Raw genomic sequence first — 24,037 nt, 5'->3', positions numbered from 1 at the left:
GCTCGCTTAACCGGCGTTTGCATGGATCACATCGGCGATCATCTGATTCACCGGCGCCAGATCCAGCGTCAGCGCGCTGGTTTCAAACAGCGGTTTTTGACGTACCGTATCGGAGAGCACCAGGCCGTCCAGATTGGTGGTATCGACTTTGACCAGCGTAGAAAGGCCGATACGCAGAGGATGCTCAGCAACCTGTTGTGCGTCCAGTTCGATACGCACGGGTAAACGCTGCACCACTTTGATCCAGTTGCCGGTAGCGTTCTGTGCAGGCAGCAGTGAGAACGCGCTGCCGGTGCCCATATCGATACCCACGACCTTGCCTTTGAACACCACGTCGCTACCGTATAGGTCACTCACTACGGTAGCCTCTTGGCCGATACGCATATTGGCGATCTGCGTTTCTTTAAAGTTGGCATCCACCCAGACATGATCCGGTGCTACTACGGCCATCAGAGGCATCCCTGGGGAGATCTGCGCCCCCACTTGCACGCTGCGGCGTGAAACGAAGCCGGTGATTGGGCTGACGATGCGGGTACGCTGCAGCGCCATCCAGGCGTCGCGCATCTGTGCGGCGGCTTGCAGCACGGCAGGTTGTTTATCCAACGGGGTATTCAGCACCATCGCCTGATTGGCATTGTATTGCTGGACTGCGACTTCCAGTGCCGCTTTGGCATTGTCTACCGCGTCACGCGCATGTTGCAGCTCTTCGCGGCCAATCGCATCGGCGTTGCCCAGCACGATACGACGCTTGAGATCGTTTTCTACCTTGCTCAGCTCGGATTTGCGCAGCGCAATGTTAGCCTGATACTGCTTACCGTTGATCACCAACTGATGCGTTTGGCGCACGCTGTTGGCCAGCGCGGTTTTGGCCCGCTCAAACGCCTGTTCGGCGTCGGTGGGATCCAGTGTTAACAACACATCGCCTTTGCGGACAAAGTCGGTGTTATCAAAGGTAACGCTGTTCACGCTACCGGAAACCTGGGCCATGATCTGCACCTGATTACCGGCCACGTAGGCATCGTCAGTTTCTTGGTGATGACGCAGCACCAGGAACCAATAGACTAAATAGGCCACCCCAATAATCACAAAAATAAACGTCAACAGCAGCAGCCAGAATTTACGCTGCCGTTTTTTGCCAGCCGGTTGCTGCGGGGTTTGAGTTTCCGCGCTTGCACTCATGGTATTCTCCACGCTCTAAAATTATGCTTTAGGTTCCGCTGCCGCCGGGGCCTGGTAGCCACCCCCCAACGCGCGTACCAATGCTATCTTCGCCTGCATCAAGTTGCTGCTGGCATTCAGTTGCGCCTGTTGCTGCTGTAATAGCTGCGTCTGGCTGGTCAACAGTTCATCACGCCCAATAATCCCAGCCTGGTATTTGGCGTTGGCGACCCGGTACACATCCTGCATGGATTGGGAGGCAGAGGTTGCCTGCAGCAGCTGCTTGCTACTGCTCTGTTGAATGGTGATGGCGTCGGCCGTTTCCTGTAACGCATTGACGAGCGTTTGGTTATAGGAACCTACCGCCTGATCGTAGAGTGCGGACTCTTCACCCAGCTTGCTGCGTAGCGCACCGGCATGGAAGATAGGCAGGGAAATGGCTGGAACCACGCCCCACGCCTGGCTGGCGGCTTCAAACAGATTCGGGCTGGTACCGCCGACGTTGGTGGTGGTCAAGCCAGCAAAGGCCGAGATCGACAGGCTAGGGTAGAACTCTTTGCGTGCCGCACTGACCCGTTGGTTATAGGACTCCACCAGTTGGCGCTGTGCCACGATATCCGGGCGTTTACCCAGCAAATCCGCGGTGAGTTCGCCTTTGGGGGCTAACTGTTCTTCGCTTGGCATGGCCACGGGATGCAGAGACTGCATCGCATTCGGGCCAAGACCGGCCAGGGCGGCCAACTGGTGTTTCAGTTGTTCAATCTGTGACTGCAGCTGGATGATCTGCTGCTTGGCACTGTCGGCTTGTGCCTGGGTCTGTTGCGGGATTTCCACGCCGTAGATCCCGGCTTTATATTGCTTTTGGCGCAGGTCGGCCAGGCGTTGATTGTTATCCACCTCTTGTTGCAGCACATTTTCCAGCGCGTAATTCGCCTGTAACTGGTAATAAGCAGAGGCAACCGAACTGGTTAGCGTCAGAGCGGCTTGTGCCTGCTCGGCACGAGCGGCATCGATCTGCGCTTTTGCCGCATTGACCTGATTGCGATATTTGCCCCACCAGTCAAACTCATAAGCCAGATTCAAACCCAGCGAGTTGGTGGACTCATACACCGGGTTGGGCAGATAGCCAAAGCCCAGGTTGGTGTTTTGCGCCAGACGCTGACGGTTGATGCTGGCATTCAGATCCAGATTAGGGCCGTTGGCAGCACTGGCTTCCCCCGCCACGCTTTGGGCTTCACGCACGCGAGCGCTCGCCTGTTGCAGCGAAGGCGAGTTTTGCAGCGTCTGGGTCATCAGGCTATCAAGCTGGGGATCGTTAAGCGTGCGCCACCATTGCGGGCTGATGGCCAGCGAGCTGACTTTCGGCTGGGCAAGCTGCAGCTGTTGCGGATCCATCATCTTGGATTGCGGGGCAATATTATCGGTAGATGCGCACCCCGCCAGCAACAGAACGGCGAACAGCGGGGTGAATCTCCAGTTTAACGGGGATCGCATAAAATGATTACCTGAACAGGAATTATTGAGATAACTGTTCTGAAACTTCCATCTGATCCAAACGGGTCAACAATTTGCGCGTCAGCATTTCAAGCTGCTGCTGCTCCTCGTCGTTCAGCGTAGACCACAGAAAGTGCAGACATTTATGCTGCGGTGGCAGCAATTGTTCGAGAAACGCTTCCCCAGCCTGGGTCATATGCAGATGCAGGCAGCGGCGATCGTGATCGCTTTCCCGGCGCTCGATCCACCCGCGTTTCTCTAGTTCATCGGCAATGCGGGTAGCATTGGTGCGTGACGAACCCAGGGCTGAGCTTAGCTCAGAAGGCTGAATACTGTGGTTTTCCTGCGCATCCAGCGTAATGAGAGCCATAAACAAGGTTTCGTTAATTCCCTGTGCTTTCAGCATTTTATTGCGATTTTCCAACAGCTTGCCTTGCATATGCATGCACAGGCGGGTCAGCAGGATTTCCTGGTATGGGAAGTCTTTCTGACGTTTGGCGCGGAAATTCAGCATTTGCTCTATGGGGGTAAACGAGCTTTCCATAATTTAGTGCCTCATTAATTTCGTTCGGTATAGTAACGATAGTGATTAATAATGTAAATCTTCAGCAAGGGGAATAATTTAGCAATTCGTGTCATTTGTAAGTTGTTTGTAAATGCTTAACGCCACAGACCCTAAGGTCTTGTGATTGAAGGCACAAATTCTGCCGTTCCGCAGGCTGAGATAGGTAAGGTTTGTTTATGCAATTGGGCGGAGAACTACGGCATCCTGCGGGGGGATAGAAAGAAATCTTACGTGAGTAAGGTCGTTCATGGAGGTCCGGGGCGCAGGGTGTATAGGTCGCCAATAATTTACCGCGACAATATTACCAGAGTGTAAGTAATTTTTACACCCTGCGGCCTAATAAATTTCAAGGGTTATTATTTTCTTGCTAACTAGCTGATGGCTGGCCCTTGCGGGTCATGGCGCTTGCCACGCCACCAGGTCAGCAGATTCAGCACGCACAATACGCCACCAATCGCCGCTACGCCGTTCCAACCAGCATGTTGATAAGCGGCAGCGGAAAGCACCGACCCCACGGCACCCCCAATAAAATAGCTGGTCATGTAACCGGCGGTCAGGCGATTACGCGCCTCCGGCATGATGCGGTAAATCACGCTTTGGTTGGTGACATGCACCCCCTGCACCGCCAGATCCAGCACCAGAATGCCGATAATCAGCGCCCAGAGAGAGTACGGCGCCAACGCAATTGGGATCCAGGACAGCAACAGCAGTACCAGCCCGACGCTGGTGGTTAGCTCTGCTTTGCCCTTATCGGCCAGATGACCGGCGCGTGAGGCAGCCAGTGCGCCAGCAGCACCCACCAGGCCAAATAGCCCAATTACGCCTTCGGAGTAGCTGAAAGGTGGGGAAGCCAGCAGGAAAGCCATTGAGGTCCACAGCACGCTGAAGTTGGCGAACGACAAAGCGCCAATGATCGCGCGGGTACGCAGCAACGGGGTGAAGCAGAACAGGGAAAAGATGGATTTCAGCAACTGCGGGTAATTCAGGCCGGAATGCAGCTTATAGCGTGGCAAGGCGCGCCACAGCAGCAGGGCCATCAGGATCATCAATACGCTGGCCACCCAGTAGATGGTACGCCAGCCGCCGAGGGTCGCCAAAGCGCCGGCGACGGTACGTGCCAGCAGAATGCCGAGCAGCAGGCCGCTCATGATCACACCGACGGTTTTACCGCGTTTTGCCGGGTGCGCCAAAGTGGCGGCGAGTGGCACTAAAAGCTGGGCCACCACCGAGAACAGACCGGTGAGAGCCGTACCGAGGATCATCATCGATAAGGTGCTGGAGGACGCGGTGATCAGCATGCCTCCGGCGGCTAACAGCGTCATAAAGACGATCAGCCCGCGGCGTTCAAACATATCGCCCAATGGCACCAGAAACAGCAGGCCAACCGCATAGCCTAGCTGGGCAGCGGTGACGATAAATCCGGCTTGGTTAACCGATAGATTAAAGTTTTGTGCAATGGTTTCCAGCAGCGGCTGGGCGTAGTAGTTGCTGGCAACCGCCAGGCCGGTAGCCATCGCGATTAACAGTGTCAGTGCAGGGCTAAGGCCCGGGTGTTCGGTTGGTTGGTTCATAGGTCTTCAATAATGGAAATTTGTGATCAAAGTATCAGACACAACGGAATGTTAAGGCAATGTATAATTTTTATCAGTATGCCGCATGAAGGATCTCGGTCAGTTAAGCAAAGAAAACGTGCCCCCTCACCCTAACCCTCTCCCACAGGGAGAGGGAACCGATCGAGTGGGTTTGAAAATTCGGTGATGTACTTTGGAGGAGAGGACAATCGAGTTTGCTGAGATTATCCCTTTTTGGGCAAAAGAGTAGGAGCTAACAGCTCCCTCTCCCATAGAGAGAGGGAACCGATCGAGTGGGTTTGAAAATTCGGTGATGTACTTTGGAGGAGAGGACAATCGAGTTTGCTGAGATTATCCCTTTTTGGGCAAAAGAGCAGGAGCTAACAGCTCCCTCTCCCATAGAGAGAGGGAACCGATCGAGTGGGTTTGAAAATTCGGTGATGTACTTTGGAGGAGAGGACAATCGGGTTTGCTGAGATTATCCCTTTTTGGGCAAAAGAGCAGGAGCTAACAGCTCCCTCTCCCATAGAGAGAGGGAACCGATCGAGTGGGTTTGAAAATTCGGTGATGTACTTTGTAGGAGAGGGCAATCGGGTTTGCTGAGATTATCTTTTTTTGGCAAAAGAGCAGGGGCTAACAGCTCCCTCTCCCTGTGGGAGAGGGTTGGGGTGAGGGCTGTTATGACTTGGCGGCTGCTTCAGCTGCGGTTTTCACCCAGCCGTCAAACGTGGCCTGGTGAGCCTTGATCCAGCCATTGACATGGTTTTGGATATCGGCTTCGGAGGACTGGCCTGAATGCATCCGCAGGTTTTGCGCGTTGATGTCGGCAAGCGGCAGTTTCATGATGGCGAACAGCTTGGCGGCTGCGGGATTGGCTTCAGCCCATTGCTTATTGGCGGCAATACGCATGGTACTGACTGGGAAGCCATAGTTGGCTCCGTTTGGCAGTTTGGTATCCACGTTTTTCTGCTCGAACGGCAGGGAAGAGAACGGGACTTGTAGCCAGACAACGTCGCGTCCAGGCACCAACACATCGCTGACCCAGTAAGGCGTCCAGGTGTAATACAGCACCGGTTTACCTTCTTTGAAACGGGTGATGGTATCGGCGATCATGGCAGCATAGTTGCCTTGATTGTGTTCCACCGTTTTGCTCAAACCGTAGGCGTCGATATGGTGATTGATTGCTGCCTCACAGCCCCAACCTGGCGTGCAACCGGTCAAGTCTGCCTTGCCATCACCGTTGGTATCAAACAGTTTGGCAATTTTAGGGTCCTTTAGCTGCTCAAGGTTGGTGATGTGATATTGGTCGGCGGTCTTTTTGTCGATCAGATAGCCTTGTGCGGCACCGTTGACGTAAATCCCTTCGCGGTAGAATTTGTTATCGCCACCGGCTGCCTGATACTGATCGGCATGCAGCGGATTCCAGTTTACCGCCAGGAAGGTGGCATCGCCGGAAGCGATGGAAGTGTAGGCTACGTTGTAGTCCACCTCACGCGGTTCTTTCACGTCATAACCAAGCTTTTCCAGTGCCCTGCTGACCAGCAGCGTCTGGAAGGTTTCCTCGGAGATGGTGCTCTGTATCGGTTGTACCGAAATACCTTTTCCTGGCAAATCAGCAGCGGAAGCAACCTGTGAACCAAGCAGTGTGGTAAGGGCAATCGCCCAGATCCCTGTAGTGCGCATAGTTTTTCCTCTGTTATTGATGTTGTTTGGAGATAGCCCGCCAGGGCAGAAAGCCGTTGGCGGGAAGTACAATCAGGCTTTTTTGATAAACGGGCGAGCGATCAACCCGATTGGGCCGTGGGTATACCAGCGGCCTAGCCCTTTACTGCGGCGATCGCGCCCCAGTGACTGGGTGAGGCGATCGAGAATAATGGCCAGAATAACGATACCGACACCACCCACGGCGGCCAGCCCCATATCCAGGCGGCCGATGCCACGCAGCACCATCTGGCCCAGACCGCCCACGGCGATCATCGAGGCGATAACCACCATCGACAATGCCAGCATCAGCGTCTGGTTAACACCGGCCATGATGGTTGGCATGGCCAGCGGCAATTGCACTTTAAACAGCAACTGGCGCGGGCTGGAGCCGAAGGATTCGGCGGCTTCGATCAGATCTTCCGGCACCTGTTTGATGCCCAGGATCGTCAGACGTACGATGGGCGGCAGGGCGAAGATGATTGTTACCACCACCCCCGGCACGTTACCGATACCGAACAGCATGACGATCGGCACCAGATAGACGAAGGCTGGCGTGGTCTGCATGGCATCAAGCAGTGGCCGGATCACCTTGGCGGCATGTTTGCTGCGGGCCAACCATATGCCCAATGGCAGACCGATCAAGATGCAGAAGAACAGGGCGGTGAGCACCAGCGCCAGCGTGACCATCGCCTGTGACCAGGCCCCGATAGCGCCGATGGCGACTAACGACAGCAGCGTGGCTGCCCCCATGCCGAGGCTGGATATCTGCCAGGCGATCAGCGAGAACAGCAAAATGGCGACGGGAGCAGGCATACCCAGCAAAAACTGCTGGAAACCGCTGAGGATGAAATCCACCGGCACGCGAATGCCCTGGAACAGCGGACGGAAGTGCAGCACCAGCCAATCAATGGCGTGAGTGACCCAGCTGTCAAACGGCACCCAAGCCTTGTGGAACGGATCCAGCAGGCTAAAGTGCTCGGGCTCCACTGGGGCGCTGTTAAGCCAGTCAGCGCTTGATGCGGCCTGATTAGCGGCATCATGGGGCACGCTGTCTGCCGGTGCGCCGGTTGCCCAGGGATCGCTGCTGGTGGCAGCCAGGGTTGCCGGGGCGTCGTTAGGGGATGTGGCAGCCGTTGCCCATGGATCCTGATTATCACTCATTCGTAGGGCCCTCTTTATCTAAAGCCTGCAGCAGCATGCCTTTGGAAATAATACCGATATAGTTGTTCTCTTCCCCGACCACCGGCACGGCGCAAGGGGCCTGTGCTACCAGTGAAATCAGCTCGCTCAGCGGCATATCGGCCGGAACGGGCAGTGGGGCATCCAGCAAGGCGTCGTCCAGCGTCTGTTTAGCCGCCAGCGCCTGCTTGAGGGAGTCTATCGATACCACGCCGATAAATTTCTCGCGTTCGAGGACGTAGCCATAGTCACGGTCTTCATCACGCAGGATCTGCAACGCAGAGCGCGGACCAAAACCGGGGGTCTTACGGATCAGGGTCACCGGGCGACGTTTGGCGATATCTTTGGCACTGAAAACGTGGCTGATATCGACGCCGCGGAAGAAGGTGCGCACATAATCGTTGGCCGGATTATTTAATATTTCATCCGGGGTCCCCACCTGGATCACTTCGCCGCCCTGCATAATGGCAATGCGGTCGCCAATACGCATCGCTTCATCCAGATCGTGGGAAATAAAGACGATGGTGCGCTGATGTTTCGCCTGTAATTTGACGAGTTCATCCTGCATCTCGGCACGAATTAATGGGTCCAGCGCAGAGAAGGCTTCATCCATTAACAATATATCCGGATCGTTAGCCATGGCGCGGGCTAAGCCGACACGCTGGCGCATACCACCGGACAGTTCATCGGGATAAGCATTGGCATAATTTTCCAGCCCAACCTGACGCAACGCGTCCAGCGCTTTTTCCTGGCGTTCCTGTAAAGGAATACCCGCTAATTCCATGCCGAACGCGGTATTATTTAATACGTTCATATGTGGCATTAAGGCGAATGACTGGAACACCATGCTGATCTTATTACGCCGTACGGTGCGTAGCGCGGTATCGGATATTTTTGATATATCCTCGCCGTCAATCAGCACCTCACCGCGGGTGGGTTCTATCAGACGATTGAGAAGGCGTACCAAGGTGGATTTACCGGAACCGGAAAGCCCCATGATGACAAATATCTCGCCTTCTTCAATGGCCAGAGAGGCGTTCTTGACGCCAAGTGATAACCCCGTTTTTTCCAACAGCTGGTCTTTCGTCAAACCTTTGTTTATCAGCTTAAATGCGCGTTCCGGGTGCTCACCAAATATCTTATATAAATTTTTAACTTCTAGTTTAATTGCCATGCAATTCGCTGTTTCCTTTGGTTTATTATTAAACGCTAAAATTGTCCTAATAGAAAATAAGAGTGCCCTATACCCTAACACACTGACATTCTGAGACAACCCTCAATGTTCATATCGTAAGATTTTTCTAGTGATATCAGGTTTGATGATTGGGCATAATTACCCGATTTTTACGCGATTATTTAACCGTAATGAGCAACAGGAAATGGCGGGATATATTGGCGATAATGGCAACTATTTGCAGGGAATATTGGCAGCGTCAAATGGGTAATTAATGCACGCATAGTAACGTTCTGCGTGCATTGACGAACGGCAGGAAAATCAGCAGGTTTACCAGCGTAGATCAGAGCGTGGGTTCTTCGCTGCTGGTGGGAATAACGACCAGTTCCACTTGCTGCTGCTGTAACACCGATCCCATTGCAGAGGGGGGAGGTAGGTCGGTAAATAACGCGGTCGCCTGTCGGGTATTGCCGATTTCTACTGCCGCCGAAGCATGGAACTTGGTGTGGTCCGCAGCCAGCAGAATATGACGCGAATGTGCCATCATCGCTTTCACCACGCTGGATTCATTCACGTCAAATTCCAGCAGATCGCCGTTGGCTTCGATTGCCCCTACGCTGGTGATCAGATAGTCGGCGCGAAAGCCTTCCACAAAGCTTACGGCGCTGGGGCCGATGATACCGCCGTTATTGGGCCGCAGCGTACCGCCCGGCACCATCACTTCGAACTCGGTGTTTTTATACAGGATATGTGCCACCCGCAGGCTGTTGGTAATGATGCGCAGGTGGCTGTGGTTCATCAGCGCTCGGGCAACATGCTCAACGGTGGTGCCGATGGTGATAAAAATGGTGGAACGATCGGGGATGTAATCGGCAATGGCTTCCGCAATGGCTATCTTCTCTTGCGTGTAAGAGAGTTCCCGTTGCTCAAAGGCCGTGTTGACCACGCTAGAGGCACGACCCGCCCCCCCATGATGGCGGCTAATCAGCCCCTGCTCGCTCAGTTTGCGGATATCGCGCCTGACCGTCTGCGTTGACACTTCCAGCAATTGCGCCAGCTCGTCGATGTTCATATAGCCGCGCTTGGCGATCAACTGGATCAGCTGATCGTGGCGTGGGTTGCCGGTAAGTTCAGTCAGACTCATGCTCCACTCCCTTAATATTGTCATCGGCCAACCATATTATACAAAACTGGCCAGGAAAGAGTCAGTTTGATCACAGTTGGGAATGCCAGCGCGCCCGCCAGGACGGGTACACTTCAATGCGGCAACTGCATTGGCATAACGCACCGCCTGAGCTATATCGGATTGTGAACCCAGAGCTACCGCCAGTGCACCGTGAAAAACGTCGCCAGCTCCCGTGGTATCCACCACCTCAACCGGAAAGCCTGGCTGATGTTTCAGCTGAGCGTTTTCCAGCCAGAAACAGCCATGTTTACCCTGAGTGACATAAACTTGTCCGTTTTTGTCATTTTCTGCCGCACGCAATCCCTGCTCGATATGCGTTTTTCCCGTCATCCGCAGCAAACCCGGTTCGGAGAAGGCGGCATGGTCGGCCAAAGCAACCAGCGGGCGGATATCCTGCGGTGTGACATCGGCGTCCAACAGAGTAGTGACACCCGCGCGCCGGGCCAAGGTGAAGGCGGTCAATGCCCCTTGATGCCAACGCACGTCCGCCAACACCACGTCGTACTGGCTAAAGTCGATGTCATGCAGCCATTCGGCATCCTCGGGTAAATCTGGGCTGGGATGGTTGATGATCATGCGCTCACCCTGGGCGTCCACCAGCACAGCCGATTGCGATGAGCGCGCCTGTGGGCAACGGCGCGCATGTCTGACATTCACGCCATAGCTGCCCAGCTCGGCCAACAGCGTTTGCCCAGTAGCATCGTCGCCGACCCGGCCAATGAAATCCACTTCTGCACCTAGCCTGGCTGCGGCCACCGCAGCCGTTGCCGCCGGGCCTCCGCCAATTTCGCGGTAGTCGGTGGCAACATATTTCCCCCCGCCCTCAGGCAGTTTCTCTACGTAATACAGACGGTCTTGCACTGCAATGCCTACGCATGCGATTCGAGTCATGGTCTGGATCCCTGGATGTTGATCTGTGGTAAGCGAACGGTTTTCAGCAAAAAGTGGCTGCCGATCACGCTGCCACCATTTTAATTCACTCAAATGTTAAAAGAGTGACGGCTGTCAATTTTTTGACCATAAATTACAAATACGATCAAAAACAGACAAAAATGATCTGATTTGTGGTCGGTGAAATGACACAGAGATGACAAGGGTAACCAACAGGAGAGAACCATGGCACAGATCGCATTTATCGGGTTAGGGCAAATGGGCGCGCCGATGGCCAGCAACCTGATCAAGCAGGGGCACCGGCTGAACGTTTTTGATATCAGCCCGGCGGCGGTCAGCGCCTTGGTCGCTCAGGGGGCCAAAGCGGCAGCCAGCCCAGCGCAGGCGGTACAGGATGCGGAGTTCGTCATCACCATGTTGCCTAACGGCGAATTGGTGCATGAGGTGCTATTTGGTGCCGAGGGGGTGTGCTGCACCTTATCGCCTGCGGCATTGGTGATGGATATGTCCACCATCCACCCGCTGCAAACGGATCGGCTGATTGCCCAAATGCAGGCACGGGGCTTTAGCCTGATGGATGCCCCGGTCGGGCGGACTTCAGACCATGCTCAGGCTGGTACGTTGTTGATCCTGGCGGGTGGTACTGCCGAGCAGGTGGAGCGTGCGACGCCCGTGCTGATGGCGATGGGCTCGGAGCTGATCAACGCCGGTGGGCCAGGCATGGGGATCCGCGTGAAGCTGATCAACAACTACATGAGCATCGCGCTCAACGCGCTGTCTGCCGAGGCTGCGGTGCTGTGCGAGGCGCTAGGGCTGTCGTTTAATGTCGCGCTGCAAGTCATGAGCGGCACACCGGCAGGCAAGGGGCATTTCACCACCACCTGGCCAAACAAGGTGCTGAAGGGCGATCTCAGCCCGGCGTTCATGATCGATCTGGCGCACAAGGATTTGGGCATAGCGCTCGATGTGGCCAATCAGTTGCACGTTGCCATGCCGATGGGCGCAGCCTCACGCGAGGTTTACAGCCAGGCGCGGGCCAGCGGACGTGGGCGTCAGGATTGGAGTGCCATTTTGGAACAGGTTCGGGCTGCTTCGGGCAGAGCGAATCACGCGTAACACTTAACGTAATTGCGGTTGCTATTCAGCGCGCAGAGGGGAGAAGAAATGCCTTATTTATCTGGTAACACCATGATCCAACATGCATGGGAAAACGGCTATGCCATCGGCGCGTTCAGCGCACACAACGCCGAAACCATTCGCGCCATTTTGCTGGCAGCCGAACAGGAGCAGGCCCCGATCATGATCCAGGTGGGGCAGAAAGTGATTAGCGTGATGGGGCTGGAGCCCATGAAGGCGATGATCGATGCCTTTATGCACGATATCACGGTACCGGTGTGCATCCACCTGGATCACAGCCGCAGCTTCGTTCAGACCATGCAGGCGGTGCAGGCCGGGTTCCAGTCGGTGATGTTTGACGGCTCTCACCTGTCATTTGACGAAAACGTGCGGATCACCCGTGCCGTGGCGGACGTTGCCCACGTGCTGAACATTGGGGTCGAAGGTGAGATCGGCAAGATCGGCGGCACCGAAGATGATATTTCGGTCGACGAAAAAGACGCCCTGATCACCAGCAGTGACGAAGCGCTGCAGTTTGCTCAATCGACCACGGTGGATTATCTGGCGGTGTCCATCGGCACCGCTCATGGCCTCTACAAGCAGGAGCCCAAGCTGGCGTTCGAGCGCCTGCAAGAGATCCGCGAGATCGTCAAAAAGCCGATTGTGCTGCACGGCGGCTCCGGCGTACCGGACGATCAGATCCGTAAGGCGGTCTCACTGGGGGTCGCCAAGGTGAACGTGGACACCGAACTGCGGCAGGCCTTCACCCAGGGGATGGCTGAAGTGCTCGACAAAGATCCGCACGAGTTTGTCTTGGCGGTGTCCCTCGGGCATGGCCGTGATGTGATGCAGGCCAAGGTCGCCGAAAAAATCAGGCTGTTTGGCAGCCAGGGGAAAGCCGCTCAGTTTTAAGCAACCGTTGCGCGGCAAGCTGCCGCGCTAACCATAGGGCATCGATTATGACAACCATTCAACGCCAGCATTTTGGCGAACATCAAGGGCAGGCCGTTTCCCTTTTCACGCTGACCAATGCCAACGGAATGCGGCTGTGCATGACCGATTACGGTTGCATTATTACCGAGCTTTGGGTGCCGGATCGCCATGGGCATGCGGAAGATGTCGTGATGGGGTTCGACAATTTGGCGGCTTATCAGGCCGGGCATCCGTTCTTCGGCGCGATAGCCGGGCGCTGCGCCAACCGTATTGCCGGTGGTCGTTTCAGCATCGACGGTCAGGAATATATTCTGGCCACCAATGAACTCCCTACCGGACAACACCTGCACGGCGGACGTCGGGGTTTTGACAAGTATGTCTGGCAGGCACAGGAAGACGGCGACGGCATTATTTTCAGCCGTACCTCTATCGATGGTGAGGAAGGTTATCCGGGCAATCTGCAGGTTAGCCACCGCATCGGCCTGACGGAAGATAACGTGATGACGCTGAGCTTTGAGGCGCAGACGGACAAGCCGACGCTGGTCAATCTGGTCAATCACAGCCATTACAACCTGCGCGGGCATCAGCACCTGATCCACGATCAGCAGCTCAAGATCGACGCCGACTTCATCACCCCGGTGGATGAAATCACCATGCTACCCACCGGAGAAATCCGCCGCGTTGCCGGGACGGCATTTGATTTCCGCAACGCCCGTCGTCTTGGGGACGCCATGCTGCACCGCCCGGCACAGGATTTTGATATGAACTATGTGCTTAAGCCTGGCGACGGTGCTTTGCATCCCGCAGCGAGCTTGATCTGCCCACAGACCGGGCGTGTGATGGAAGTACACACCTCGCTGCCGGGCGTGCAGTTTTATAACGCCTTTAAGCTTTCCAACAAGATCTGGAATGGCAAGGCTGGCCATCGCTATCAGGCGTTTTCCGGCATCTGCCTTGAAACCCAGGCGTTCCCAGACAGCATTCACCACGCCCATTTTGGCAACGTAGTGCTGCGCTCAGGGGAAAACTATTACAGCCAGACTGAACACCGCTTCAGCACCGTGGCATAGATTTATTCGATTACTGGAAGCAATGTGATGAAAAATAAAGCAAAAGTAGGCGTATTGTCGCTTGGCCGCGCGACCTTCGATGTGCCCTACGCGCAAGAGATGTTGGCGCAGGCCTGGCAGACGCTGAGCGGGATGGATATCGAGTTGGTGGGGGAACCGGTATTGCAGTTTGATGCCGAATCGGCTCTGCAAATACTGCCTGCACTCAAACAGGCCAATCTCGATCTGCTGCTGATCCTGCAAGTGACCTTTACCGATGCCTCCCTCACCACCGAAGTGGTGCGTGATTTCCCAGTGCCCACGGCGATGTGGTCATTCCCGGAAGCCCGTACCGGTGGCCGTTTGCGCCTTAACTCTTTCTGCGGGGTGAATCTGGCTTGCCATGCCCTGAGCCGTGAAGCCATCAACGTGCAAACGCTGCACGGCCTGCCGGACGATAGTCGAGTGATTAACGAATTACAGCAGTTGGCGCAGGCCGCAGCGATTGTTAAACGCTTCAAACAGGCCAAAGTGATGGTGATTGGCGAGCACCCGCTGGGTTTTGACGCCTGCAACTACAACCAGCAGCAGCTGACGCAGCACTTTGGCGTTGAGGTGACTCGCCAGCCGGTGCTGGAGTTTATTGAAGAGGTGAAGGCGCTGCCGGACAGCGTGGCTGATGCGCCTTATGCCCGCCGTGCCAAGGATTTCCCTAACCTGGCGGAGATGGATCAAACGGCCACCCGCAAAACGCTCAAGGTTTATTCTGCCCTACGTGAAAAGGCGCAGCGTGAAGGTTACACCGGCATTGCCGTGCGCTGCTGGCCGGATTTCTTTACCGACTACGGATGCGCTGCGTGTGGGGCGTTGGCATTGATGAACGAAGATAAAGTGCCCTGTGGCTGCGAAGCCGACATGTTTGGCGTGCTCTCTTCGCTGATGGCGCAGTGGGCCTCTGGCAATGCGGCCTTCAATACCGACCTGGTGGATATCGATCCGCAGGATAACAGCGTGGTGTTTTGGCACTGCGGGCAGGCACCGATCGAAATGGCCGATCGTGATGGCCCGGTACAGGCCACGATCCACTCCAACCGCAAGCTTCCTTTGCTGTCTGAATTTGCTCTCAAACCGGGGCGCATCACGCTATGCCGCATCACTCAGGGTGAGGGCAAGCTGCGCCTGATGCTGGCCGGTGGCGAAATGATCAAGGCTCCGCTGGCGTTTTCCGGCACAGCCGGGACCGCGCGCCTGGATGTAGATGCAGACACTTATCGCCAGCGTCTTATTGCGGCAGGTATGGAGCACCACACCTCGCTGGTTTACGGCGAGCACCGTCCGCTGCTGCGCAAAGTGGCCGGTCTGCTTGGTTTGGACGTGATTGAACTGACCTGAGCGGGCGACCAACGCTTGGAAAAATACGGCATTTAACCTTTTGGAGAATGGATCATGGCTTCTCAGCAAGGCTTGGAACTCACGCAACACGCAGGTGGATTTACGTTGACCTTTCAGCAGCGAGTGCTGCTACAACACACGGCTGCGGCTCCGTGCCTGTGGATTGGGCGCGGCAAGGCGGATATCGAGATGTTCCGCGGCAACTTCAGCATCAAAGACCAGCTCAGTGAAAAACTGGCGCTGACCGAAACCCAGATCGTCCCGCAGGGCAAAGGCTGGCTGATCCGCTTTAGCCGGGGCGATGTGGCCCAGTGCACACTGGCAATCACTACCGATGCACAAGGGCGGTTGGAAATGCAGCTGCGCAACAGCGACGAGCAGAACAACCGCATGTGGCTGCGCCTGGCAGCCCAGCAGGAAGATCACGTTTATGGCTGCGGCGAACAGTTTTCTTATTTCGACCTGCGCGGCAAACCTTTCCCGTTATGGACCAGTGAGCAGGGGGTTGGCCGTAACAAGCAGACCTACGTTACCTGGCAGGCAGACTGCCAGGAGAACGCAGGTGGTGATTACTACTGGACCTTCTTCCCGCAGCCGACGTTTGTCAGCAGCCAGAAATATTACTGCCACGTAGAAAACAGCTGCTACATGAACTTTGATTTTTCTGCACCAGAGTTCCATGAGCTGGCGATCTGGCAGGATCAGGCGGTGTTGCGCTTTGACTGCGCCGACAGCTACATCAGCCTGTTGGAAAAGCTGACCGCATTACTTGGCCGCCAGCCGGAACTGCCGGACTGGGTGTATGACGGCGTTATCCTGGGTATTCAGGGCGGCACCGAGGTCTGCCAACAGAAGCTGGACGTAATGCGCGAGCACGGTGTCAAGGTTAGCGGGATCTGGGCGCAGGACTGGGAAGGACGGCGGATCACCTCTTTTGGCAAACGCCTGATGTGGAACTGGCGCTGGGACAGCGAGCTGTACCCGGAGCTGGATAAACGCATCCCGCAGTGGAAAAAAGAGGGGGTACATTTTCTGGGGTACATCAACCCTTACGTGGCCATAGAGAAAGAGCTGTATGCCGAGGCGGCCGAGAAAGGCTATCTGACCAAGGATTACGACGGCAAAGACTACCAGGTCGAATTTGGCGAGTTCTATGCTGGCGTAGTCGATCTCACCAAGCCTGAAGCTTATGACTGGTACAAGAACGTCATCAAAAAGAATCTGATCGAATTTGGCCTCGACGGCTGGATGGCAGATTTTGGCGAATATCTGCCGACCGATACCGTTTTGCATAACGGCATCGATGCGGAAATCATGCATAACGCCTGGCCAGCACTATGGGCCAAGTGCAACTACGACGCGCTGGAAGAATGCGGCAAGCTGGGCGAGATCCTGTTCTTTATGCGCGCGGGCTACACCGGCAGCCAGAAGTATTCGGTAATGATGTGGGCGGGCGATCAGAACGTGGATTGGAGCCTGGACGACGGCCTGGCTTCGGTGATCCCGGCGGCGCTGTCGTTGGCGATGACCGGCCACGGTCTGCACCACAGTGATATTGGCGGTTACACCACGCTGTTTGAGATGAAACGCAGCAAAGAACTGCTGATGCGCTGGTGCGAGTTCTGCGCTTTCACGCCGATGATGCGTACCCATGAAGGCAACCGTCCGGATGATAACTGGCAGTTCGATCATGACGTGGAAACCATCCGTCAGTTTGCCCGCATGAGCCAGGTATTCAGCTCCCTCAAGCCGTACATCAAGCAGGCGGTGGCGCTCAATGCGCAGTCCGGCTTACCGGTGATGCGCCCGCTGTTCCTGCATTATGAAGACGATGCCCACACCTACAGCCTGAAATACCAATACCTGTTTGGCCGCGATCTGCTGGTGGCTCCGGTGCATGAAGAAGGGCGCACCGACTGGACGCTCTACCTGCCGCAGGATAGCTGGATCAACCTGTGGACCGGTGAGCGGCATAGCGGAGGGGCCGAGGTGACGATAGCAGCCCCAATGGGCCAGCCGCCGGTGTTCTATCGGGCGGATAGCGAGTGGGCGGAGTTGTTCGCCTCGCTACGCACGCTGTAATCACCAACTGTCAGCCGTCCGTTGCCAAATCGGCAAGGGCGGCTATCTCTGGGAATAGGTGTTTTCCAAGGAGAATCACCATGAGTGAAGCTAACCAGGATCCGGTGAAGCTGATATTGCCCCTGCGCGAGAAATTCGCCTATGGCATGGGCGATGTCGGCTCCAACCTGCTGTTGTGTGTCGGCACGCTGTATCTGCTGAAATTCTATACCGACGTGTTGGGGATCCCCGCCGCGTGGGGCGGGCTGATCTTTCTCATCTCGCGTTTCTTTACCGCCTTTACCGACATGGGCACCGGGCTGATGCTCGATTCCCGGCGCAATATTGGCCCTAAAGGCAAGTTCCGGCCATTTATCTTTTATGCCTCAATGCCGGTGGCGTTGCTGGTGGTAGCCAACTTTATCGGCGTGGGGGCCTCGTTTGACGTCACCGTTAAAACGGTGATCGCCACGCTGATCTTTATGGCGTTCGGGCTGTTCTTCAGCATGATGAACTGCTCCTACGGCGCGATGGTGCCCGCGATGACCAAAAACCCGCAGGAGCGTGCGCAACTGGCTGCCTGGCGGCAGGGCGGGGCGACGGTGGGTCTGTTGCTGTGTACCGTGGCGTTTGTGCCGATCCTGTCGCTATTTGATGGGCGTCCACAAGTGGGTTATCTGGTGGCGGCGGCGATCTTCGCCTTCGTCGGCATGTTGTGCATGTGGTGGTGCTATTCCGGCGTTAAAGAGCGTTATGTCGAGATCCCGAAACCGGGCGCACCCAAGCCGGGTCTGTTGCAGTCCTTCAAGGCCATCGCCGGTAACAAACCGCTGTTTGTGCTGTGCGTGGCCAACCTGTGCACGCTGGCGGGGTTCAACATCAAGCTGGCGATCCAGATCTACTACACCCAATACGTCCTCAACGATATCACCCTGCTGTCCTATATGGGTTTCTTCAGTATGGGCTGCATCCTGCTCGGGGTGCTGCTGGTCCCGACGGTGGTGAAACGCTTTGGCAAGAAAAACGTCTATCTGGGCGGCCTGTCGCTGTGGATCCTGGGCGATGCCATGAACTATATGTGGGGTAATACCTCCACGCTGTTTGTGTTGTTCTCTTGCCTGGCGTTCTTCGGCACGGCCTTCGTCAACAGCCTCAACTGGGCACTGGTGTCGGACACCGTGGAATACGGTGAGTGGAAAACCGGCGTGCGCTCGGAAGGCACGGTTTATACCGGCTTTACCTTCTTTCGCAAGGTTTCCCAAGGGCTGGCGGGCTTCTTCCCTGGCGTGATGCTGGCCTATATCGGCTATGTTCCCAACGTGGCGCAGGGGCCTGGTACGCTGGAAGGCTTGCGGCAGTTAATCTTCCTCTATCCGTGTGGCCTGGCCGTGTTGACCGCATTGACCATGGGGCTGTTCTATCACCTGACGGAGAAGAACTACCTCAAGATCGTCGGTGAGCTGGAGGAGCGCAAGCGGGTGGTAAGCCCGGCGTTATAAGCAGCCAGGTGTTAATCGGGGCGAATTTATTCGCCCCTGCAACCAGAAAGACGCAGGGTGTAAGACAATAATAAGGACCCGTCAGATGGCCAACTCTTTATCCTACCAAGATCCCGTTACGCTGCGGTTGCCGCTGCGTGAAAAGTTCGCCTACGGTATGGGGGACTTCGGTTCCAACCTGATGCTGTGTATCGGTACCCTGTATTTGCTGAAGTTCTATACCGACATTCTGGGGTTACCCGCCATCTACGGCGGCGTGATCTTCTTGATCGCCAAATTCTTCACCGCCTTCACCGATATGCTGACAGGCGTGCTGCTGGATTCCCGGCGTAATATCGGTCCCAAGGGCAAGTTCAGGCCGTTTATCTTCTATGCCTCGCTGCCGGTGGCTTTACTGGCCGTGGCCAACTTTCTCAATAGCGGGTTCAGCCTGAATACCAAAACCGTACTGGCCACCGTACTGTTTATGCTGTTCGGCCTGTTTTACAGCCTGATGAACTGCTCCTATGGGGCGATGGTGCCAGCCATTACCAAAAACCCGCAGGAGCGCGCACAGCTGGCCGCTTGGCGGCAGGGAGGGGCAACGCTGGGGCTGCTGTTGTGCACCGTGGGCTTTGTCCCGATCCAGATGCTGTTCACTTCACGCCCGGAGATGGGCTATCTGGTTGCCGCGGTGGTGTTTGCGACCTGTGGCGTGTTTTGCATGTGGTGGTGCCACGGCGGGGTCAAAGAGCGCTACGTTGACGTGGTACCGGCGCATCATAAACCTGGCATCTTCAAGTCCTTCCGTGCCATATTCCAAAACCCGCCGTTGCTGGTGTTGTGCATTGCCAACCTGTGTACGCTGGCGGCGTTTAATATCAAGCTGGCGATCCAGGTCTATTACACCCAATACGTGTTGCACGATATCCATTTGCTGTCCTATATGGGCTTTTTCAGCATGGGCTGCATCCTGATTGGCGTACTGATGGTGCCAGCGGCGGTGAAGCGCTTTGGCAAAAAGCGGGTCTACCTTGGTGGCCTGTTGCTGTGGTGCCTGGGCGATCTGTGTAACTACGCCTGGGGCGACAGCTCGCTCTCTTTCGTGGCGTTCTCCTGCATGGCCTTCTTTGGGACGGCCTTCGTCAACAGCCTGAACTGGGCGCTGGTGCCCGATACCGTTGATTACGGCGAATGGAAAACCGGCATCCGTGCGGAAGGCTCGGTGTATACCGGCTATACCTTTTCACGCAAGATTTCCGCCGCATTAGCCGGATTGTTACCGGGCATTATGTTGACGCAGATCGGCTATATTCCGAATATTGAGCAGTCAGCCTCGGTGCTGAAAGGCCTGCGAGAGTTAATCTTTATTTATCCCTGCGTATTGGCGATGGTAGCCGCCGTCATGATGGGGTTTTTCTATAAGTTAAATGAACAGCTATTTATGCAAATAATCACTGAAATTAACAACAAAAAAGGAAACCGCGACGAACAGGCCGAGCTTCATCCGGCAATCAATACGGCAATAATCAAAGAAGTCTAAGCCAGGGTATTACTCACAATAGCGCACAGCTGTCATGCCTAACGGCATGGCGGCGGGATTTCTACATGCTTTTATCAGGATTAATGACACAAGGAAACTCAACCATGTCTACTCTCTGGGGTTGTAGCAGCAATAAAACCAATACGATACTGCTGGCGGCGGCGTTGTTTGCCTCAGCCAGCGCTCAGGCCGGACGTGCCTATCTGGAAACTCGTGAGGCTTATAATACCGCCTCTGAATTAAACGAAATCATCCTGCGCGGCGGTTATAATTTTGATGGCGGAGCCGGTGTGATGGCCACCAATGCCTATAACATTGGCAAGTTTGATCAGCTCAAGCACAGCTATAACGAACTGGAGGGCTGGTATCCCCTGTTCCGGCCAACGGATAAATGGACGGTGTCTCCTGGTGGGCTGGTCAACTCGAGCAGTGCGGGCTCTGGCGGTGCCGTCTACCTGGACAATAACTATAAATTCCTGCCGTTTTTCAACCTGACCGTGCGTTATCGCTATAACCATAATAACTATGATTCCATCGATTTTAACGGCAACCCGGCGCGTAACGATACCCATGAAATTGCCAACTACTGGAACTTTAAGCTCAGCGATGAGTTAAATTATACCTTCGAGCCACATTATTTTATCCGGGTCAACGATTTCCATAGTAAGAATGGTAAGAGTCACCATTGGGAGATCACCAATAAGTTCAGCTATAAAATTGATACCCATTGGATGCCCTATCTGGAGCTGCAATGGCTGGATCGCTGGAACGATTATAATAAGGAGCAGTATCGTATCCGCGTAGGGCTGCGGTATACCTTTTAAGCCACACGAATAAAAAACCCGGCCAAGTCTTGGCCGGGTAAAAAGAGCTGAATGTAACATTGATGTCGATATCGAAGGGGATATCTATGAGCCAGCATAGCCCTGCAATGTGACAGGCAGATGTCAGCCTAAGCCTTGCGGTATAAACGGCGCGGATGACCGATATTACCGTAGAGCATTTCGACGCGTATAAACTGGGTCGTCACGCAGTATTCCAGATAGCGGCGTGCGGTGGTTTTGCTAATGCCGGCGTGTGCCACCACGTCTTCCACCGCATGGGCTACCTCTGGCCGATCGTTGAACAACGCCTGCACCAACTCCAGGGTGATGGTTTCAATCCCTTTGGCGCTGGGCTCGTTGGAAAACTGCTTGGACTGCAGGTTATACAGCGCATCGACGCTGCTCTGGTCGATGACCTTGAAGGTACGCTGGGTCTGTACAAACTGCATAAAGCGCTCCAGCGAATTGCGCAGCCGCTTATAGGATACCGGTTTGATGATGTAGTCGAAGGCCCCGTTGCGGATCGCCTGGCTACAGGTATTCATGTCGCTGGCTGCGGTGATAAAAATCACCGAACAACCGGGCTTTTTCACCGCGGCTTCTTCCATTAGCGCAATCCCCTGGCCGTCCGGCAGAAAGTTGTCCAGCAGGATCAGCCGGGGCTGGTGAGCATTCACTTTTGCTCTGGCTTCCGCCAGGGTAGCGGCATAGGCCACCACCCGCAGGTTGAAATTTTTCTCAAGAAATTCGGTGTGCAGCGTGGCCAGTTGCGGCTCGTCTTCCACGATCAGAACGTCCAGTGTCTCAGGTTGCATAGGTCGGATCCGGGTGCTTAAGCTTTGGGGATAAACAGCGAGAAAATGGCGCCGTGCGGATCGTTGTCCGACACTTCGATGCTGCCATGCGCCTGAGCGACGTGGCTGGCCACCAGGTGCAGGCCAATACCGTGGTCGCCCTTATCTTTGGTTGTCACGCCTTGTTCAAACAGCGTATCACGAACCTGCGGTGCAATCCCGGTGCCGCGATCGGCAACTTCGATCACCAGCTCGTTGCTGCTGTCATTGATATAGAGTTCTACCGCTTCGTGCGGTGCCGCGCAATGCAGCGTAGCATCGAACGCGTTATCCAGCAGGTTGCCAATAATCGACATCAGCTCGGTTTCATTCAGCGCGGCGGGGATTTGGCGCAGTTGGCAAGCGGGATCGAAACGGAGCTCGATGCCTTTTTCCCGAGCGCTGGAGTATTTGCCCAACAGCAGGCCACACAACGCGGCGGAGCTGAAGCGCTGGGAAATAAAGTCGAGGATCTCCTGTGCGCCTTCCGACTGGGCTTCCACATAGCGGATGGCCTCGTCATAACGTTGCATATGCAGCAAGCCAGCGAGCGTGGCCGTCCAGTTCAGCTGCTCGTGGCGCATGATGCGCAGGTTATCGGCATAGCGTTTTACCTGGCTAAGCTGGCTGCTGAGGGTGTTGATGTCGTTCTTGCCGCGAAAGCTGATCACCCACCCCTGTAGCTCCTCTTCCTGCATGATCCGCACCCGGCTGGCAATCACTCGCACATGGTTGAAACGGCACACCTCATCATGGGTGTCGTGCCCCAGCTGCGCTGCGGCAAAGAAATCGGGCTGTGACTGGATGATCTCCCCGATGTGCTGGCCCAGCAGATTATTGGCCGGTTGGCGCAGATCCAGCAGCTCACGCGCGGCATGGTTAATCGTGATGATGCGCAGTTGCGGATCTATGGCGATCACCCCTTCATAGATGGCTTCCAGCAGGGCTTTTTGCTGGCGCACCAGCAGCGCGATCTCTTTTGGCTCTAATGAAAACATCTGGCGTTTCAGGTTCTTCGATAATAGCCAGGAAAAGATAAACAGCGCCATCAATAGCAAGACGATCGAGGCCACGATCTGGGTCAGCGTATGGGCATTTAAACTGTCGATATGGGATTTAAGATAACCGACGGAAACAATACCGATCACCTGGTTATTGTCATCCACAATCGGTGCCTTGCTGCGTAATGAAATACCGATCCCCCCGTTGCGGATCGAGATAATGCTTTTGCCTTCCAGCACTTCTTTATTATCGCCCCCGACCATAGGGGTTCCCAAACGGTCGGCATGTTCGGAATGGTAAAGGTGCATGGTGTGGCTATCGCCGATGACAATATAGCTGGCATCGCTGCTGGCACGGATTTTTTTCATCAGTGCGGCGATATATTGCGTGTCGTTATTTTCAACGGCGGTGATCAGGGAGGGGATCAGCGCAATCTCACGTGCCTGCACTTGGGCACGGGCACCCAGATCCCGGTGCAACTGCGCATCCAGTTTGTAGTAAGTGTAAACCCCGATCAGCGTCAGCAACACGCAGGAAAAGGCGACCAGGCACAGGAACAGCTTGATATGAAAAGAGAGTTTGATGTGCATGGTTTGCCGCGGATCCTGGTGTCTGTTTGGGTGACTACCCTATCATGAGTCGCCCTTGAAGTAATATTGCCCAAGATCAAGTTGTGAGCATCGGCACGGCTTTATTGTAGAGGAATATTACACAGCGGCGTAGCGGACACCGAACGTGCGATAAAATCAGTAAAACTTAAAATAAGCCTATTATTAACGCCATTAACTCCACGGTCTATTTTACATAAAGGGCATTAACACCATAGAAACCATAACCCCCATTAAAAATCCTTTTTTATTTTGAACAAAATCACAGCGGTGACT

The 24,037-nt window shown here is 55.1% G+C and carries 19 protein-coding genes; 8 read left to right on the top strand and 11 right to left on the bottom strand.

What is annotated here, in order from left to right:
• Positions 1–6 precede the first annotated feature (6 nt).
• The 9 genes from emrA to JHD74_RS13500 form a co-directional block, all read right to left on the bottom strand.
• Positions 7–1,179: a multidrug efflux MFS transporter periplasmic adaptor subunit EmrA gene (emrA, locus tag JHD74_RS13540; protein WP_024530693.1), complete on the bottom strand. Its 1,173-nt coding sequence runs from the start codon at positions 1,177–1,179 to the stop codon at positions 7–9.
• A 21-nt stretch (positions 1,180–1,200) separates the two neighbouring features.
• Positions 1,201–2,652: an efflux transporter outer membrane subunit gene (locus tag JHD74_RS13535; protein ID WP_074029598.1), complete on the bottom strand. Its 1,452-nt coding sequence runs from the start codon at positions 2,650–2,652 to the stop codon at positions 1,201–1,203.
• 22 nt (positions 2,653–2,674) lie between these two features.
• Complete coding sequence (gene mprA / locus JHD74_RS13530; RefSeq protein WP_021178983.1) at positions 2,675–3,196, bottom strand: transcriptional repressor MprA; 522 nt, start codon at positions 3,194–3,196, stop codon at positions 2,675–2,677.
• Positions 3,197–3,588: 392 nt separating this feature from the next.
• Positions 3,589–4,788 (bottom strand): MFS transporter, encoded by a 1,200-nt coding sequence (locus JHD74_RS13525; RefSeq protein WP_074029595.1) that lies wholly within the window; start codon positions 4,786–4,788, stop codon positions 3,589–3,591.
• Between the two features lie 678 nt (positions 4,789–5,466).
• Positions 5,467–6,471, bottom strand: a complete 1,005-nt coding sequence (gene proX / locus JHD74_RS13520; RefSeq protein ID WP_024530696.1) for a glycine betaine/L-proline ABC transporter substrate-binding protein ProX — start codon at positions 6,469–6,471, stop codon at positions 5,467–5,469.
• A gap of 72 nt (positions 6,472–6,543) precedes the next feature.
• Complete coding sequence (gene proW, locus JHD74_RS13515) at positions 6,544–7,653, bottom strand: glycine betaine/L-proline ABC transporter permease ProW (RefSeq protein WP_199062881.1); 1,110 nt, start codon at positions 7,651–7,653, stop codon at positions 6,544–6,546.
• The gene (proV, locus tag JHD74_RS13510) at positions 7,646–8,845 is read right to left on the bottom strand and encodes a glycine betaine/L-proline ABC transporter ATP-binding protein ProV (RefSeq protein ID WP_199062880.1); all 1,200 of its coding nucleotides are present in this window, start codon (positions 8,843–8,845) and stop codon (positions 7,646–7,648) included. The genes proW and proV overlap by 8 nt, the downstream gene beginning before the upstream one ends.
• Before the next feature lie 343 nt (positions 8,846–9,188).
• Positions 9,189–9,989: a DeoR/GlpR family DNA-binding transcription regulator gene (locus tag JHD74_RS13505; RefSeq protein ID WP_024530699.1), complete on the bottom strand. Its 801-nt coding sequence runs from the start codon at positions 9,987–9,989 to the stop codon at positions 9,189–9,191.
• Positions 9,990–10,025: 36 nt separating this feature from the next.
• Positions 10,026–10,922 (bottom strand): sugar kinase, encoded by an 897-nt coding sequence (locus tag JHD74_RS13500; RefSeq protein WP_199062879.1) that lies wholly within the window; start codon positions 10,920–10,922, stop codon positions 10,026–10,028.
• Between the two features lie 225 nt (positions 10,923–11,147).
• Here JHD74_RS13500 and yihU point away from each other — a divergent pair, with 225 nt between their 5' ends.
• From yihU to ompL, 8 genes are all read left to right on the top strand, one after another.
• The gene (gene yihU, locus JHD74_RS13495) at positions 11,148–12,038 is read left to right on the top strand and encodes a sulfolactaldehyde 3-reductase (RefSeq protein ID WP_074029593.1); all 891 of its coding nucleotides are present in this window, start codon (positions 11,148–11,150) and stop codon (positions 12,036–12,038) included.
• Positions 12,039–12,086: 48 nt separating this feature from the next.
• Positions 12,087–12,950 (top strand): class II fructose-bisphosphate aldolase, encoded by an 864-nt coding sequence (locus JHD74_RS13490; RefSeq protein ID WP_074029592.1) that lies wholly within the window; start codon positions 12,087–12,089, stop codon positions 12,948–12,950.
• A gap of 47 nt (positions 12,951–12,997) precedes the next feature.
• Complete coding sequence (locus JHD74_RS13485) at positions 12,998–14,041, top strand: aldose epimerase family protein (RefSeq protein WP_199062878.1); 1,044 nt, start codon at positions 12,998–13,000, stop codon at positions 14,039–14,041.
• Between the two features lie 27 nt (positions 14,042–14,068).
• Entirely contained in the window at positions 14,069–15,412 is a 1,344-nt protein-coding gene (locus JHD74_RS13480) for an L-fucose/L-arabinose isomerase family protein (protein WP_199062877.1), read from the top strand.
• 54 nt (positions 15,413–15,466) lie between these two features.
• Entirely contained in the window at positions 15,467–17,494 is a 2,028-nt protein-coding gene (locus JHD74_RS13475; RefSeq protein ID WP_199062876.1) for an alpha-glucosidase, read from the top strand.
• 80 nt (positions 17,495–17,574) lie between these two features.
• Positions 17,575–18,972 carry an MFS transporter gene (locus tag JHD74_RS13470; RefSeq protein WP_024530706.1) on the top strand — a complete coding sequence of 466 codons (1,398 nt, stop codon included), beginning with the start codon at positions 17,575–17,577 and terminating at the stop codon, positions 18,970–18,972.
• Between the two features lie 85 nt (positions 18,973–19,057).
• Positions 19,058–20,494 carry an MFS transporter gene (locus JHD74_RS13465; protein WP_024530707.1) on the top strand — a complete coding sequence of 479 codons (1,437 nt, stop codon included), beginning with the start codon at positions 19,058–19,060 and terminating at the stop codon, positions 20,492–20,494.
• A gap of 104 nt (positions 20,495–20,598) precedes the next feature.
• Positions 20,599–21,318, top strand: coding sequence for a porin OmpL (gene ompL, locus JHD74_RS13460; RefSeq protein WP_199062875.1), 720 nt, complete (start codon positions 20,599–20,601; stop codon positions 21,316–21,318).
• Between the two features lie 128 nt (positions 21,319–21,446).
• Here ompL and JHD74_RS13455 read toward each other — a convergent pair whose 3' ends face one another.
• Both JHD74_RS13455 and JHD74_RS13450 read right to left on the bottom strand, forming a co-directional pair.
• Positions 21,447–22,133: a response regulator gene (locus JHD74_RS13455; protein WP_199062874.1), complete on the bottom strand. Its 687-nt coding sequence runs from the start codon at positions 22,131–22,133 to the stop codon at positions 21,447–21,449.
• A gap of 17 nt (positions 22,134–22,150) precedes the next feature.
• Complete coding sequence (locus JHD74_RS13450) at positions 22,151–23,743, bottom strand: sensor histidine kinase (RefSeq protein WP_065686675.1); 1,593 nt, start codon at positions 23,741–23,743, stop codon at positions 22,151–22,153.
• Between the last annotated feature and the right edge of the window lie 294 nt (positions 23,744–24,037).

The organism is Serratia sp. ASV30, assembly GCF_016428815.1.
GTDB lineage: Bacteria > Pseudomonadota > Gammaproteobacteria > Enterobacterales > Enterobacteriaceae > Chania > Chania fonticola_C.
Note: the sequence above shows the minus strand (reverse complement) of the source record. Positions and strands in the feature narration are given on the sequence as shown.